Annotated in this window: 19 protein-coding genes and 1 pseudogene; 1 reads left to right on the forward strand and 19 read right to left on the reverse strand. The window is 48.0% G+C overall.

Annotated features, from left to right (window positions below):
- From WC647_19480 to WC647_19505, 6 genes are all read right to left on the reverse strand, one after another.
- Nucleotides 1-107, reverse strand: a 107-nt coding sequence (locus WC647_19480; GenBank protein ID MFA6224486.1) for a CsbD family protein, incomplete at its 3' end; no start/stop codon positions are given.
- Between the two features lie 68 nt (nt 108-175).
- Entirely contained in the window at nt 176-607 is a 432-nt protein-coding gene (locus WC647_19485; protein ID MFA6224487.1) for a PRC-barrel domain-containing protein, read from the reverse strand.
- Nucleotides 608-877: 270 nt separating this feature from the next.
- On the reverse strand, nt 878-1,240 hold the full coding sequence (locus tag WC647_19490; GenBank protein MFA6224488.1) for a PRC-barrel domain-containing protein: 363 nt from the start codon (nt 1,238-1,240) through the stop codon (nt 878-880).
- A gap of 634 nt (nt 1,241-1,874) precedes the next feature.
- Entirely contained in the window at nt 1,875-2,966 is a 1,092-nt protein-coding gene (locus WC647_19495) for a sigma 54-interacting transcriptional regulator (GenBank protein ID MFA6224489.1), read from the reverse strand.
- A gap of 180 nt (nt 2,967-3,146) precedes the next feature.
- A complete protein-coding gene (locus WC647_19500; protein ID MFA6224490.1) occupies nt 3,147-3,557 on the reverse strand; it encodes a DUF202 domain-containing protein in 411 nt (136 codons plus the stop codon).
- A 130-nt stretch (nt 3,558-3,687) separates the two neighbouring features.
- Entirely contained in the window at nt 3,688-3,822 is a 135-nt protein-coding gene (locus WC647_19505) for a hypothetical protein (protein MFA6224491.1), read from the reverse strand.
- A 381-nt stretch (nt 3,823-4,203) separates the two neighbouring features.
- On the opposite strand from WC647_19505, the gene WC647_19510 reads away from it, so the two are divergent.
- Nucleotides 4,204-4,434, forward strand: a complete 231-nt coding sequence (locus WC647_19510) for a hypothetical protein (GenBank protein MFA6224492.1) — start codon at nt 4,204-4,206, stop codon at nt 4,432-4,434.
- Between the two features lie 87 nt (nt 4,435-4,521).
- Here the strand turns inward: WC647_19510 and WC647_19515 are convergent, their stop codons facing one another.
- The 13 genes and pseudogenes from WC647_19515 to WC647_19575 form a co-directional block, all read right to left on the reverse strand.
- The gene (locus WC647_19515) at nt 4,522-5,220 is read right to left on the reverse strand and encodes a lipid-binding SYLF domain-containing protein (protein MFA6224493.1); all 699 of its coding nucleotides are present in this window, start codon (nt 5,218-5,220) and stop codon (nt 4,522-4,524) included.
- 177 nt (nt 5,221-5,397) lie between these two features.
- On the reverse strand, nt 5,398-5,814 hold the full coding sequence (locus WC647_19520; protein ID MFA6224494.1) for a YidB family protein: 417 nt from the start codon (nt 5,812-5,814) through the stop codon (nt 5,398-5,400).
- Between the two features lie 202 nt (nt 5,815-6,016).
- Entirely contained in the window at nt 6,017-6,310 is a 294-nt protein-coding gene (locus WC647_19525; protein MFA6224495.1) for a hypothetical protein, read from the reverse strand.
- A gap of 112 nt (nt 6,311-6,422) precedes the next feature.
- A pseudogene (locus tag WC647_19530) lies at nt 6,423-6,530 on the reverse strand (CsbD family protein).
- A 71-nt stretch (nt 6,531-6,601) separates the two neighbouring features.
- Nucleotides 6,602-6,961 carry a hypothetical protein gene (locus tag WC647_19535; protein MFA6224496.1) on the reverse strand — a complete coding sequence of 120 codons (360 nt, stop codon included), beginning with the start codon at nt 6,959-6,961 and terminating at the stop codon, nt 6,602-6,604.
- Nucleotides 6,962-7,401: 440 nt separating this feature from the next.
- On the reverse strand, nt 7,402-7,587 hold the full coding sequence (locus tag WC647_19540; protein ID MFA6224497.1) for a hypothetical protein: 186 nt from the start codon (nt 7,585-7,587) through the stop codon (nt 7,402-7,404).
- A gap of 237 nt (nt 7,588-7,824) precedes the next feature.
- A complete protein-coding gene (locus tag WC647_19545) occupies nt 7,825-8,244 on the reverse strand; it encodes a DUF302 domain-containing protein (GenBank protein MFA6224498.1) in 420 nt (139 codons plus the stop codon).
- A 19-nt stretch (nt 8,245-8,263) separates the two neighbouring features.
- Nucleotides 8,264-8,512 carry a hypothetical protein gene (locus WC647_19550; protein MFA6224499.1) on the reverse strand — a complete coding sequence of 83 codons (249 nt, stop codon included), beginning with the start codon at nt 8,510-8,512 and terminating at the stop codon, nt 8,264-8,266.
- A 102-nt stretch (nt 8,513-8,614) separates the two neighbouring features.
- Nucleotides 8,615-9,145, reverse strand: a complete 531-nt coding sequence (locus WC647_19555; protein MFA6224500.1) for a hypothetical protein — start codon at nt 9,143-9,145, stop codon at nt 8,615-8,617.
- 185 nt (nt 9,146-9,330) lie between these two features.
- Nucleotides 9,331-9,513: a hypothetical protein gene (locus WC647_19560; GenBank protein ID MFA6224501.1), complete on the reverse strand. Its 183-nt coding sequence runs from the start codon at nt 9,511-9,513 to the stop codon at nt 9,331-9,333.
- A 155-nt stretch (nt 9,514-9,668) separates the two neighbouring features.
- Nucleotides 9,669-10,286, reverse strand: coding sequence for a hypothetical protein (locus WC647_19565; GenBank protein ID MFA6224502.1), 618 nt, complete (start codon nt 10,284-10,286; stop codon nt 9,669-9,671).
- 388 nt (nt 10,287-10,674) lie between these two features.
- Nucleotides 10,675-12,936 (reverse strand): sigma 54-interacting transcriptional regulator, encoded by a 2,262-nt coding sequence (locus tag WC647_19570; GenBank protein MFA6224503.1) that lies wholly within the window; start codon nt 12,934-12,936, stop codon nt 10,675-10,677.
- A 29-nt stretch (nt 12,937-12,965) separates the two neighbouring features.
- Nucleotides 12,966-15,377, reverse strand: coding sequence for a PAS domain S-box protein (locus tag WC647_19575; protein ID MFA6224504.1), 2,412 nt, complete (start codon nt 15,375-15,377; stop codon nt 12,966-12,968).
- Nucleotides 15,378-15,604 lie beyond the last annotated feature (227 nt).

Raw genomic sequence — 15,604 nt, forward strand, 5'->3', positions numbered from 1 at the left:
CGCTTCCCGGCAACGACTTCCAGATCGTTGTCCGTGAGTTTGCCCCACTTCTCTCTGAACTTGCCTTGCAGTTGCTTCCAATTTCCCTCAATCTGATCCCAGTTCATGTTTCGTCCTCCTTTATTGTCAACCAAGCTGTGTGATTTCATCCATTGCCCAGGTCAAATACGGCCTGTCACTTGGGAGCTTTCCCTAATAACTGATCCTTGTCCATGTTGACGATCATCGTGTCCGCTTTAGCGCCTGTCTTCACGGCTTTCCACGGAATCGGAATCAATCGGTCACCGGTCCCAAGCCAACCTCCGGGAGCCAAAACTATATAGTCGAGGCATCCCTCCTTGCTCAGCATTATATCTTCAATCTTTCCGAGATCCTCTCCCTTCTGACTTATAACTTGTTTCCCGAGTATCTTACTGACTCTATCAGCCTGCTCCATGACGCTTTTTTCGCTTGTTTGACTCTGTCCTGTGGCCGCCACAGGTTTTTCATCGGTTTGAGCCTGGACGCTGGGGGTCTTACCCACCTCTTGTTCAGCAGCGAGGGCTTGGGTTACGAAGAGCGCACAGATTGCCAGAAAAACTGTTATAAAGTTTGTCGATTTTTTCATCGAGTTCCTCCTTCCTGTGGTAGGGATAATTCGACAGGCCTTAGAGCGATGAAGCCACGTTCCCATTAGTAACAGCTAAACAAAAAAAGGAATTTCCATGGTTCTCGACCGAGACCCCTGCCCAAGCCGTGGTGGCAGCCCATCGAGACTTTTTCAAGGGGCTCAACTCGTTCCTGTTCGACCAAGGATATTAAGTTCCGTTTTGTCAACCGTGAGGCGGCCATCTCGGCTGAGCGAGCGCTGATAACCTTAAACACCCCGATCCACCGGTTACGGCTGACTTGAGCCCGCCGCATAGGCCGCAAAGTATCTATCAATTTTTTCATTCCATTCGGCCGCAGTGAAGTCAGGCCATGTCTTACTCTCAAAGCTGAGAGCTTTTTCCAGGGTCTGCTTATCGATGTCGAGCACCACAGTTCCCTTTTCATCGCCCGTCATCAGAGCGTCAAATGGAATCGGAATCAACACGTCACCTATTCCCAGGAAACCTCCGTGAGACAGGATGGCGTATTTTAGACGCCCATCCGCTCCCACCATGAAATCGTGTATCGTGCCGAGTTTTTCCTTGTGACGATTCTCCACGGTAGTTTTCAGTAGCTCACTCACTCTCATAGGTACTTTAATTTCCATCATTTTTCCTTCTCCTCCTTCTCCTCTTTGTATAGGAGTTGCTAATCTCTCCAGGTTCCGGGAACTGCCCCTGTTAAATTTCGCTACTCCATCATCGGCAACCGCGGCTACAATCTGTTATGCGAAATTTGGCAGAGGCAATTAGCCAAATTGAAATTATTGTGTTCAATTATTTGCATTGGCGCCTATTACCGGATGAGGTATATAAGCAATATAATCAGCAGTATGGTTCCAAGGCCCACGCCAAAAATACTCATTGCAGTGTCCTCCGTCCCTCTATTTGTTATGGGCGGGAATTAATCTCGTTCCCGGCGCCCACCGTGACGCTACGGGAAACGGCTGCAGTTGCTACACCTGGTCCACAGATCCAAAAAGCGATTCAGATCATCGATTGGTGATTCTTTATAACCCTTGCCACATAGGTATGCATGTTTGGCGCCAACCGCTACCAACAGATCAGCTTTTATATACAACCTGTGATGTTAGCTAGTTAGCTACAGTGATGGAGTGTTGGAATGAGATGTGAAGCGTCTGGACAGAGGCTTAACGAGAAGAACGTGTCCTAGCAATGGGCGACAAAGTTCCTGATGTATGTCTTATCAAGGGGTTAGGAATTAACCTGGTGTCTTAATGTAGGTCAATCAGCCTGGTCTGCGGTACGGTTTTCGCTCGTGATCCCAAAACGCTTCATGTGACGATACAGAGAATCTCGGGCTATACCGAGCATCCTGGAAGCGCATCTTCTATTGCCTTCGCAGCGTCGCAGGGCCTCCAAAATGAGAGATTTGATCACCTCATCCGTCACATCATGAAGCGTGCGTTCTTGCAACGGAAAACTGCAAAGATGGGACCAGTCCTGAGGACTTGCTTTACCGGAAGGGAGCGTCAAGCTGAGGCTCCGCCCGTCGGATAGCATCAATGCCCGCTCGAAAGCGTTGCGCAACTCCCTGACATTGCCGGGCCAATCATACCTCGCAAGCGCTATTACGAGCGCGGGATCGACATACGGGAGCTGAGTTAGATGCAAATCCTCTGCAAGTCTCCGCATGATCTCCTTCAAGAGTACAGGAATGTCGTCGATCCTGTCACGAAGGGGCGGCAAGCTTATCCCGAAAACGTTAATTCTATAGAAAAGCGCGGACAGGAATCGGCCTTCCTCAACCTCCTTATCAAGACTCCTGTTCGTCGCTGCAATGATCCTGGCATTCACGGAAACGCTCTTTTCAGCGCCGACACGAAGGAATGACCTTGTGTCCAGAAACGTAAGAAGCTTGGACTGCAAGGACAATGGAAGCTCTCCTATTTCGTTGAGCAGGAGGGCGCCTCCTTCCGCCAACTCCAGAAGTCCCCGTTTACGGCGATCCGCTCCTGTGAATGAGCCACGCTCATGTCCGAAAAGCTCTGATTCCGCCAATTCCTTGGATATGGCAGCGCAATTCAGCGAAAAGTAGGGTCCGAGCGCACGTTTCGAATGGTCGTGGATCCAACGCGCCAAATAGTCCTTTCCGCTCCCACTCTCCCCTTGAAGTAGAACTGTGCTGTCATTAGCAGCGGCCGAGCGAGCCTCCCGCATGGTCGCCCTCATGGCCTCCGAGGGGTAGCTTTCAAAAGCCGCTTTTGTGGTAGGCAATGATCTCGCACGGTCGGTCACATCACGAGAAATCCCAAATACACCAATAATCTCACCCTCGGCGTTATGAAGCGGTCGGAAGGCCGTAATCAGGATCATCGAGACGCCCTTTAGGGGCCTAGTTCCTTTTGTTCTGATTGTTTTGGAACAAACCGCTTATGCGTTTAAGCCGGTGTCCTGTTTTTCTAGACCGATAATTTTGGCACACTCATAATGTCATCATGCAATCGCTGCCTTTAGATTCTCGGCGCTACAAACCACGCCACTGGATAATAGCCGCTAAGTACTATGAATTAAATAAATTACAAGAAAGAGCCCGATTGCAAGAATTGCTGAGGTTAGCAGCATGTCAAGTATCAATGAGGGTTGATATATATCTTCATCTATTTGCTTTTCAAGCGCTTTATATCTGATAAAAGCAAGCACACCCATTGAGGCGCCAAGGCCCACTAGGAGTATTCCAAAAATTGATGAATATCCGTGAGAAGGAAGAGCGATTTTGTCAATATTTGACTTCCCCAAAACATATGACACTTCATTTATGAACAATGAAAACTTCTCAACAACAAAACCAAATGCCATGATCCCAATGCTCGTCCTTATCCATGCAAGAAATGTCCTCTCGTTTGCCATGTGGACACGGCGGCTACGGATCTTTGCAGATTTTTTATCTTCTGTTATCTCCGGCATATTCCTGCCTCTCAATATAAAGAATTCTTACTGATAATAGCTTTTTGCTACTATAAGACCGACGACCGCTGCGGTTAGGGCATCAGAAGAAAAGTGAGCAGTATGCCCCTTCGTTTAAACCCATTCCGGATCACTTTCCGCCGATGTAAGGTTTGAACCCATAACGCTCGAAGATCTGCAGCGCCTTGGGTGACTTCACGAAGTCAAACCATTGCTTGGCGCCTGCTGATGGGCCGCACCCTTCACCATGTGCCTTCTTACTCATTGTGTATAACTCCTGAACGGGCTGGAGAATGTACCTTGGATTGATTCCTTAGAAACACTTTCTTCAGTTTTATCATAGAATAAGCTTTAACGCTTTTTTTCCGATTATGTCATATATCGCGGAGCCTTCCAATGCCTATCTGTAACGGTTAAATCGTGTAGTGGTCCTGGAGATTGGAAGATTCTGAGGTAGCTTAACGGCCTCAATCTGTCATTATACCTGATATAATTCCCATTATATCAGGTATTAAACTAAATATATTTATATCAGATATTAATATGTTAATATAACATCTTTATAAATAATAGGAACATCTTTAGTGTTTCACTGTCACTACTAAGCGGTAAGAGAAAATCCTGATGGAGAAAGAAGGTATTGCAGATGAAACGCATCAAACAACTTATAATCGCAGCCGACGCCCTTCTGAAAACGAATGTTGATGTTGATTCCTTCAGGAGTTGGCAAAAGAGTTCTCTATTAGCTCTTGTTGCTCTGTTGGGGCCTTTGCATTACTACACCGAGAATTTTGGGAGATTCACGAAGGAAAAGAACCGAAGGGGCCTGCTGGCTGGAACGGGGATACTAACAGCGGTCGAGGAACAATTCGCTTAGAATCTGTTTGGTGAAAGACGCACAAATGTAATTGTCGCTGAACAACATTTCAACGTATATTGATAAAATTTCCGGACGCCTGGTATTTTATTTTGACAGGTGTCTATTCAGAGTTTCAATAACTTTTTTAGCCGCTGGAGAGAGGTGTCCTTTTTTGTGGGAAAATATATCAATAATTGAAACATGTGAACCATAATAGGCTTCATTGGCCTCCCAATCAGCCTCCAAGACCCCTCCCTGTATGGTCAAGCCTGCAAAAAGACCTGAGGCTCGAGAATATGATAAAATCCCGGCGGATAATGAAATGTCGGTGTCTGCGGACGCTTGTCGGCCAACAGGACCTGCTGCCACCGAAGCGTCTACCCCGATTGTAAACTTGTCTTTAAACAAATTTTTTAGATTAACGTCACTCATCACCAAAAGAACCAATTCGGTCGATTGCACGCCTATTTGCCAACCGAAACTCCCACCATAAAGAGTAACAAACGCAGGAAAGCCCCATTTCCTGTCCGATGGGTCACGACGTAAGACCACACCTTTTCCATATTGCCCACCTATTCCCATACCCGCTTTGATAACTGACGGAAATATAATTATGGCTTTGCTACGATTGAGCAAATCATGAGGAATCCCGCCATCTGGAGCCTGGAGCATCTCGGTTATGACTTTCTGCGCATCATTCAATCTATTTTCAAGCTCTAAATTTTCAGCACGGGATACCCCCTGGCTAATATTTCCCACCATAAACAATAGAAACAGGATTTGTAGGACCGTTTTTTTCTTCATCTAATCCTCCTTAGCAAGAAACGGTTTTAGTGTTTACACCGTGCCACTGCCGTTTGCGACGCCAAACACCCAGCTAAAATCCTGGCGGCTCCGATGCCGAGGCACGCAAGGCGCTATGGGAGACGAAAACCGTTAGACTATCTCACGGCAAACTCTTGGTGGAGAAGTTCGCCAAGGTCACTTGCCGAAGAGCTTGTCCGCAATCAATCCCAAACCCTGGTGAAGCAGGTCCTGGATTGGCAGGCAGCCTTCAGGCGTTAGTTTGTCCACAATCTGGGGTAACATCTCGGCCAGGCCGCTCGATGCCTCTTCCGGCGAAACCCCCAGCTTTTCCGCAATCCTTTGAACTTGATCTCGTCCCAGGACCTGCTGGATTTGTTCAGGAGAAATCGGAAGGTTTTCTCCTTTGCCAATCCATGAAGACATTACCTCGCCAAGCCCCTTCTCGTTGAAAATGTTTAACAGTCCTTCGGCGCCGCCGGACTCGGAACTGTTGAGGATGCCCATAATGCTTTCCAGCATGCCACTCTGGGTATCTTGACCTGAAAAGACATTTTTCCGGAGTTCATCTGCAGCTTCCTCAAAGAACTCCATATTGAACCTCCGTAGAATTTTTTCCTAGACAATTCCGAAATCTTCTGTGAACTCAGTACCCGTCCCTGATGGCCGTGTTCGAACAATCTCTGTAGGTTACGCGTGGCGCGACGGTAGAATTCGGTCCAAATATAAGAAAAGTCCTAGCACAGACTGCCAGGGCCTGAGAAATAATTCCGGAATGGGGGTAGAAAACCAGCGCCTATCTTCCAGGTGGGCTGGTAGGTTTACTTGGCTGATTAGATGCCTTAGCGCATTCTTTTTCCTTTGCTTTTACCGCTTCTTCTTTGGTCTTGAATGGACCTGCTATGGTCGCAGGGGTTTTTTCTTGGCCTTTGATCACCTTGCAAATACCGTTTTTGTCCTTGATTACAAAGTAGCTATCCCCGGCGGCGAAGACGGCTACAGGACAAAAATTATGGCTGTGAAAAGTCCTATTAGGCGTCTGACTTTCATGGTAACCTCCGATTGAATCATATTTTATTAATCGAAACATTAACCCGGCACAGAAAAAGGCAATTTGACGGCGGACTGTTATTTTTTGTAACTAAATGGAACTGAGGTCGGCCGGAGCTACCATTTGCTTAGATGATCTTCCAGCTCCTTCTCCGCTTCCCGGCAACGACTTCTAGATCGTTGTCTGTGAGTTTGCCCCACTTCTCTCTGAACTTGCCTTGCAGTTGCTTCCAATTTCCTCAAATCTGATCCCAGTTCATAGTTCATCCTTGTTTCCTGCGGCTTGAATTCGCCGGGGCTTTCCGTGTTTCGCTGATCAGAAACATAACCATCAGCGGAAGCGCTTCTTATGAACGCCCCCTCTCGCCTCCATTGATGACCAGGAGTTGGGTTCACTAGCGTGCGCCTTCCTCCACTGCTCTATTATTGCGTGCTGCGCAGTAGCCTGGACCTGTAACATCGCAAATCGCCCGGCTAAACGGCGCTGAAGTATTAACTGCTCCTGGGCCCGCTCAGCTTCCCTCTGCTGTTGCTTCAGCACACGAGTGGCTTCTTTTAACTCTTGATTAAAGATCACCACTTCAGGAGGACCCTGGGCAACCGGGGACACCGGCAGGGCAGCATACCCAAGGGATAGGAACAGGGCGAGCGTCAAAGATCGACTAACGAATTTGTTTGCTATTGATCTCATATCCTCACTCCCTTCTCAACCGCATGCCAGAACTAAAGATTCGCGCGGTTTCCCGATCAAACCCTTGATAGGCGCTAAGCTTGGTCCGGAGTACTCAAAAAACATTTCAGATTATGATAACGGAGATAGTATAACCCTTGCCACCCACGAAGCACATTTCGTGCCAACTGTGCAAAACAGAACGATGTTTCTGAAAACCGTATGCTAATTAAATGGTTAAGTATAGTGATAGAGTTTGGTGTGAGTTACGAAGATTTGACACGAGATGCAAGACGAGACAAATCTGCCCGACAAACAGACTACAAAATTCCTGATGTATGTTTTATCAAGGGGTTGCGAAGTCCCGTGGTGTCTTAATATAGGTCAATCATCCTGGTCTGCGGTGCGATTTTCGCTCGTAATCCTAAAACGATTCATCTGACGATATTAAGAATCCCGGGCTATACCAAACGTACGAGCTGCTCATCTTCTGGCGCCTTGGCTGCACCGGCAGGGTTTCTAAAATCCGGGATTTGATTACCCCATCCGTCACGTCGTGAATCGTGCGCTCCGTACGGTCGAAAGAGACACGCGTTCCCAAAAAGGCTATTCGGGAAGCTCTTGTTAGCGGGCTGTAGAGAGGCCATTACTGCTCTTCTTTATCTATGCCGGCCTAGCCAGCCTGAACACGTCATAACTATCGGGTCTAAAGTTGTTTTACTTTTTTATTTGAAGCTAGGACATTTTATTCTGCATCTGCATCTTTTTGTCCTGCGTACTATTCGCATCGTTTCCTCAAACCATGCCGTTTCCAAAGCATTAACGCATATCCGTCATTTGCTTTGACGTTCCTTTCTATTCCATCGGGGGAGTTGAAAGACCCATCAGCCTAATGCTGCCTCCTTCATGATTTTAACAATAACGTCTTCCACTTCCTGCGCCACCTTTTCCAGTTGCGGGGCGTTGAACATCGCCAGAAGAGCGGTTGGCTTCAATGTAGCCAGAATGGTTTTACCGCCCTCCTCGTAAACTGAGATCCGGCATGGCAGTGCGGTGGAGACGCTCATGTTTTGATAGAGAACTTTCTTGGCCTGTTGCGGCTGACACACCTCAAAAATCAGGCATTCGCGGGCGAACTCCACGCCCTTCTTGGCCATGGTTTCTTTGAGGTTGTGCACCTGCATGACGCCAAATTGATTTGCCTGTACGGCAGCCTGCAAGGCGGCCGCAGCCTCACTCACGGTTTTGTCGGTAGATAATTTGACCAGCATAGGTGTCCCTTCATGGTTGACAGTTGACTTCATTGCAACGCCGAGCGCTGAATTACTTTTTGATCAGCCTGCTGATAACAACGACTAGCAGGACTATCACCAGGATGCCGACCACCGTCCATACCCACATCCCTCCGCCCGCCCATCCACCCATCCATCCGTCAGTTTGGTTCATCATATTGCCCCCCATCATCTTCCCTTCCCCAGGCCCGGCGGATAGCGCTTGGACTGGGGACCAGATGGCCAGGGCCAATGCAAGGCTTAAAAGGCGAACGATGTTCGTATTCTTTTGGTTTTTCATGTTCTATTGCCTTATTTTTGTTTCTCTTTTTTGTTCGGTGTTGGCGTCGGTGACAGGCCCCGGCAAGTTACTCACTGAAACGCGAATTCGCATTAATGTATTTTACTTTAGTTTTTCAGACGGCTGTTCTTCTTTCATCTTTTGGGCTCCTTCTTCAACATGCTTATGCCCTTCGATAATCTGTTTTTGTCCCTCAGGCGGCATTTCTTGCCCTTTCTTCATCATCATTCCGCCTTGCATCATCTTTGAGCCTTCCATCATTTGTCTACGGGCCTCCATCTTTTTTTTCATCTTTTCCATCATGGCGCCATCTTTCATAACCATTTCCTGAGTCTTAGCCATCATCTCTTCGCCCTGCTTCATCATCTTGTCGGCGTCAGACATCATCTGATTGCCTTTGGCTACATCTTTTTTCTCCTGAATCATTTTCATCGCTTCCCGCATCATGTTGGCGCCCTCCATTATTTTTTTCGACGCGTCCATCATAGTGGCATTGCGCTTAGCCAAATCGTCTTCCATAGCCTTCGACCCTCTTTGCGCCATGGCCGAACCGCCTACTACTAAAACGGCAATTCCAAAGGCCAAGATAGTAACCCAAACCCTTCCACTCGTTAGAAAATTAATCTTTCTCACAAATTCCCTCCTTGGAAAATTTTCCGTCATTCACACAACGGTGAGTAGGCCTATAAACTCCTACGGAAACGGCTCCGCGGGGGTTTGTCAGCCGCGTCCTAAGATACTACTTATAGACCTACCTATCTTTAGCGATCACCTAGACACAGAATGTGCACTGTTCTTTCTATGGTTTCACTTCAGCTTCAGTCGGACGTTCTTCTGTGGTCCGTTTCTTTCCTTTCATGTATTTCCAGCTTAATTTCCTGGTTAAACTTGGCGTTTACTTTTGATAATAACAATTCAGCCAACTCTTTGTCATACACAAGGAACACGGGGCCATTGGGGGGCCGCATCACATAAAGCGTTTTTTTAACTGATTCTGCCATGGTTGTTTAACCTCCTTACATTTTAACCAAAATTATGTGGCCGCTTTGCCATTGTTGAAGCTCTTCTCGCCAATCGCATATCAAATCCTTATTTTCCCGCCAATTCCAAGCAGTTCTGGCTAAAATCGGCTGGGGCCGGTAATTTGTAAGGTCTTTTATTTTTCCGTGGCCAGTTTGAGCGTCCGTGCTTCTTCAATTAATGCTTGGCCTCTTCCTTCGCTTTGACCCCCTTTTGCGCTACCAGGGTATTGGGGAACGACAATGTTCATGAAGTCGGATTCAGCGAATTCGCTCTTAGCGTAAGACTGAGCGGAACTTTCATTTGCTAAATTTTTTAGGCGGTCTTTCAATTGAGTCGATAATCTTGTCCGCGCAGATTCCATTAAACTCATGTATTCAGCCAACAGATTTGCCGTACAGATGTGTGTATAACCAGGGGGCCGAATAAGTCCCCGGTACACCTTGACAAACCTTTCATATTCAGGAGAGCCGGCTAGATGACTGAGGACTCGATTGATTAGTTCGCCATTCAATTGCATAGAATGTGTCAATGATTGTCGCGACAAAGAGGCTAGAGTCGCTGTTCGTTTCTCCGCCTCATAGCGCCTTTGTATGTCACGCCCCATCAATTCCAGGTCCTGTATCTGCTCGATAAGCTGAAAAGCCCTGTCATCAAAAGGTATCGACAAGTCCTGAGATCGAACAGTACCCGGTGTCATGGCGATGGTCACAACTAACAAAAGACAGCCGAGGATGTTGTTTTTAGTCTTCATTGTGTTATCGGCGCCAAGCGCCGCTTCTAACGTAGTGAAACGCTTGCTCTCTCCAGCGCTGCTCGTCCTTATTGATACCTTCGGACATGGCGGCAGGCGCTAAGCTTGGTCCAGACAGCTCAAAAAACGTTTCAGATTATGGTAACGGAGATAGTATAACCCTTGCCATACAGGAAGCACATTTCGTGCCAACTGTTCCAAACAGAACCATCTTCTTGAAAACCGTAGGCTAATTAGGCGCTTAGATATAGAGACAGAATTTGGTGTGAGTTACGGAGATTCGACAGGAGAAGCGAAACGAGACAAATATGCCTGAACAACATACCATAAAATTAGTAACGTGTGTCTTATCAGGAGGTTACAAATTAGCCTGGTGTCTTAATGTAGGTCAATCATCCTCATCTGCGGTGCGGTTTTCGCTCATGATCCCAAAACGCTTCATGTGACGATACAGAGAATCTCGGGCTATACCAAGCATCCGGGCTGCGGATCTTCTATTGCCTTCGCAACGTCGGAGCGCCTCCAAAATCAGGGATTTGATCACCTCATCGGTCACATCATGAAGCGTGGCTTCGTGTACCGGAAAACTCGACACGTGAGACCAGTCCTCAGAACTTGCTTTAACAGAAGGGAGTGTCAAGCTTAAGCTATGCCCGTCGGATAGCATCAATGAGCGCTCGAGCACGTTCCGGAACTCCCGGACATTGCCGGGCCAGTCATACCTCGTAAGCGCAATTGCGAAGGCCGGATCGACATACGGGAGATGAGTTAGTTGAAGTTCCGCAGCCAGCCTCGACATGATCTCTTCCAGGAGTACGGGGATGTCTTCGATCCTGTCACGAAGGGGTGGCACGGTTATCCCAAAAACGTTAATTCTATAGAAAAGGGCGGATAGGAATCGGCCTTCCTCAACCTCCTTATCGAGGCTCCGGTTGGTAGCCGAAATGATCCGAGCATTCACATTAATGGGTTTTTCACCACCGACACGAAGGAATGACCTTGTGTCCAGAAACGTAAGAAGCTTGGACTGCAACGAGATTGGAAGTTCCCCTATTTCGTTTAACAGGAGGGTACCTCCTTCCGCCAACTCAAGAAGTCCTCGTTTACGGCCATGCGCTCCTGAAAATGCGCCACGCTCATGTCCGAAAAGCTCTGATTCCGCCAATTCCCTTGATATGGCAGCGCAATTCAGCGAAAAGTAAGGACCTAGCGCCCGCTTCGAATGGTCGTGGATCCAGCGCGCCAAATAGTCTTTCCCGCTCCCGCTCTCCCCCTGAAGCAGAACCGTGCCGTCACTGGCGGCTGCCGAGAGGGCCTCGCGCATGGTCGCCCTCATGGCCTCCGAGGGGTAGCTTTCAAAAGATGCTTTTGGGCTTGGAAATGCCTTCGCGCGCTCCGTCACATCACGAGAAATCCCGAATACGCCGATAATTTCTCCCTCGGCGTTGTGAAGAGGTCTGAGGATCGTATTCAGGGTCAACGAGACACCCTTAATCCGGGCAGTGTGTTCTCTTTCGATGGACTCTCCTCCGAGTACGCGGAGATCCAGCAGTCGAAGCTGTCGAGCGATTTTTTCGCCATAGATGTCCTGGGGCTTGCGTCCAATGATTTCGGACACGTCAAGTCCTAGAAGTTTGGCCATCGCGGGGTTCGCTTGCGTGTATTTAAGACTACGATCCATCATGAAAATCATGTCCTGGGCGCCGTCAAATATTGCCCGGAAACGTTCTTCACTGACACGCAAGGCATCCTCAGCCGTCTTCCGTTCGGTAATATCAAGATAAGTTCCGGCTACCCGCAACGGTTTGCCGTCTTTATCCCTCTCTACGACTGAACCACGGGCCAAAACCCACTTCCAGTCGCCCAACCTGGGCCTAAGTCGAAATTCGGCCTCATATAAAGGTGTGCGTCCTTCCAGGTGCTCATTAAACATCTCCACACCTCGAGACCAGTCGTCTGGATGAGTGAGATTCTCCAACCAAAGGAGATGTGACGGAACTTCATCCAGTGTAAATCCGAGTATTTTGGCCAAACGCCGGTCGTAAATGGCCTCGCCTGTCTCAAGGTTGTAGTCCCACGACCCGAGGCCCGCTCCGTTCAATGCCAGGTTCAGCCTCAGTTCACTCTGTCTCAGCGCCTCTTCTGCCTGGTTGCGCTCAGCGAATTCCTTCTTGAGTCGCTCATTCGTCGTTAGCAGTTCCGACGTGCGTTCCTCAACCCGTCTCTCCAACTCGTCCCTTGCTTTGATAAGGTCTACCTTTATTCGTTTGCGTTCTATGGCGTAACGTAAGGATCTAACCAACAGGTTTCCGTCTACCATGCCCTTGAACAGGTAATCCTGCGCCCCGTGTTTTACAGCCTCAACGGCTACAGCTTCATCTTCCTGGCCGGTAAGCACGATAATTGGAATTTCAGGAAACTCAGATTCAACGCGGATCAACGTTTCAATACCCTGACTATCGGGCAAATTCAGATCTAGAAGAACCCCTGTGACGCCGCCTGTTCCAAGACGGGCTAATCCCGACGCCAGACGGGATTCAACCTGGATATCCAGGTCAACGGACTCACAATCCAGGCACATCTCTTTAATGAGACGGGCGTCGACGCGATTGTCCTCTATCAACATGATTTTTAGACGATCTTCCAGCATCTGGACCTCACTTTGGGGGGACGATGAGTTCAGGGACGTTCACGCTTGGCATCCAACACGGAACGCGCCTGGTTCACTAGTTCAGCCATCCCATATGGCTTTTGCACAAAACCTCTTACAAGTGGATTAATCTCTCTGTGAAGATCATCGCCTGGGGAAAAGCCGGTTGCTACAAGTACTTTCACTTGGGGATCAATCTTGACCAGTTCCATCAAACAGTCTTTGCCGGACATTTCAGGCATGAGAAGGTCCAAAATGACTAGAGAGATCTCCCTTCCCCTGGTTCTATAGATTTCAAGAGCTTCTCTTCCATTGGTGGCTGTAATGACGGAGTAACCAGCGTTTATGAGAACCCGCCGAGCGAGTTCAACTATCGCTGGGGCGTCGTCTACCACCAGTATTGTCTCCGCTCCGGCTGTTTGAGATAACTGAGATTTCTTTTGCTGAATCGTAGGCCCTGAGCCTATAGCAGGGAAATAAATCCTGAATTCGGAACCAATTCCCGGTTGACTTTCACACGTTATATAAGCGCCTTGCTGTTCCAATATGCCCTGTACCGCTGAAAGACCGAGCCCGGTTCCTCTTGCTGCGCCTCTTTGTTTTGTGGAAAAGAAAGGTTCAAAAATTCGTGCAAGGGTTTTCTCATCCATTCCGCAACCGGTGTCAGAAATTGACAGCATCAAATAGTTTCCTGGTTTGACTCCGTGATGGGTCCGGCAATACTCATCGTCTAACCAGACGTTCGTAGTTCCGATCTTCAAATGTCCACCATTAGCCATGGAATCAGAGGCATTGATGGCGAGATTCATAACGGTTTGAGAGATTTGGTTCGGGTCCGCATGAATCGTCACCGGCTCGTCGGTTAAATCGACGTCAATTTGCACAACCCGTGGCAGAGTTCGAGAAATTAGAGGGATCAGTTCCGTGATCTGATGGTTCAGATCCAGGTCGATGGGAAATATCGGGGCCTGTCTGCCAAACGCCAGCAGCTTCTTTACAAGGTCCGCCCCTTCTTTACCTGTTTGAATTATGGTTTCAATGTCCTTGTAGTTAGGTTGGTCGGTTTTCTTGTTTATCAATAGGAGTTCGGAATAGCCAATGATCGTTTGGAGCATGTTGTTGAAGTCGTGGGCTATGCCTCCGACCAGAGTGCCAAGGGCTTCCATCTTTTGGGCCTGAAGAAGCTGAGCCTGAAGAACCTGATTTTCTTGCTCGATCCGCTTGCGCTCGGTTAGGGCACGAGCAAATACCAAGGCCCCATCTTGTCCGCGAAAATTTATTGGGACAGCGGAAACGTCTACATTGATTACAGAGCCGTCCATTCGCAGCCAGATCTCCTCCAATGGCATCACCTCTTTTTTCTCGACGTTCAGCAGTCGAATGCGCTCCTTTATTGTCTCATGAAAACTGGGATGAAAACGGTCCATGACAGGTTTACCAATAAGGTCGCTCGGCGAGTTTGCACCGAATAGTTTCAGCGCAGGCGCGTTCACGTAGGCAAGAATACCACCGGTCTGGACAAGCACAGCCTCCGGAGCCCCCTCAACAATTAGCCTAAAAGTCTCCTCGCTACGTGCTAAAGCCTCGACCGCCAGCTTACGCTCGGTATCGTCAAAAATCACTCCATCTATGTAAAAGCGCTCCCCAGCAAGGCTTTTAATAGGCCGGCCATATTCTCGAAGATGCCTGATTGAGCCACTTTTGTGTCTAATTCGATATTCTACATCGAATGGTCTGTCTTCAGCTATAGCTTGTTTGACCAACTCCACCACTCTGGCTTTATCTTCCTCCAGAATCAGCGGGTCGATCGAACAGACATCCCCCATTGTCAGTTCGGTTTCTGTAAATCCTGTAATGGGTTCAATCGTAGGGTTAAAAAAATTCATTGTAACCGGCTCAGAAAGTAAAACTCTGTAAACAATTCCGGGAATATTTTTACACAAGGTCCTGTGGACTATCTCACTTTCCCGCAAAGCGTCTTCCGCCTGCTTACGCTCGGTAATGTCAGAGACAAGGCACAAACCAGCAGGTTTTCCTTCCCACATTATCAAGGAAGAATTCATCTCCGCCCACTTCACGGTCCCATCCCTGCACAAAAATCTGTAATCATACCGAAAGGGGGTATTATCACCCTGAAGTCGTCGAACGTGATATTGGTTAACCATGTCCCTGTCATCCGGGTGAACAAAGGCTTCAATGGCCTGGGAAGCCAAACCTTCATCTGTTGAATATCCGGTCAGCTCTGAAGCAGTCTGGTTTACAAACTTGATCCGTCCGTCCTGAATTACTAAAATGGCTTCACCAGCCTTGTCAACTATCTTACGATATAGTGATTCCTTTTCACTCAACAACTTTTGAGCAGCCTTCCACTCATCCATCTGGAGACGCATCTTATTTAATTCATCGATAAGTTGCTCGATGGTTTTGTCATGATCTGACATGGCTTGAGCCCCACTAGCGGAAAAGGTAGCCAGTTGATTGTAAGATGCCCCAAATTATCTATATCAAAGGCCAATCTGGAAATATACAAAAAACTATATCCGTAACCCCTCAGTTATTCGCGGCCGAGTTACCTGGTAATATGAATCTACCTCTTGGTCAATGATCTGAGATGCGGCTCTTTTCTGGAGGAGACAGATCTAAGGCCGTTTGTTTTTTGGAGGTTGGA

The organism is Desulfomonilaceae bacterium (genome assembly GCA_041662605.1).
In the GTDB taxonomy this organism is placed as follows: domain Bacteria; phylum Desulfobacterota; class Desulfomonilia; order Desulfomonilales; family Desulfomonilaceae; genus CAJBEZ01.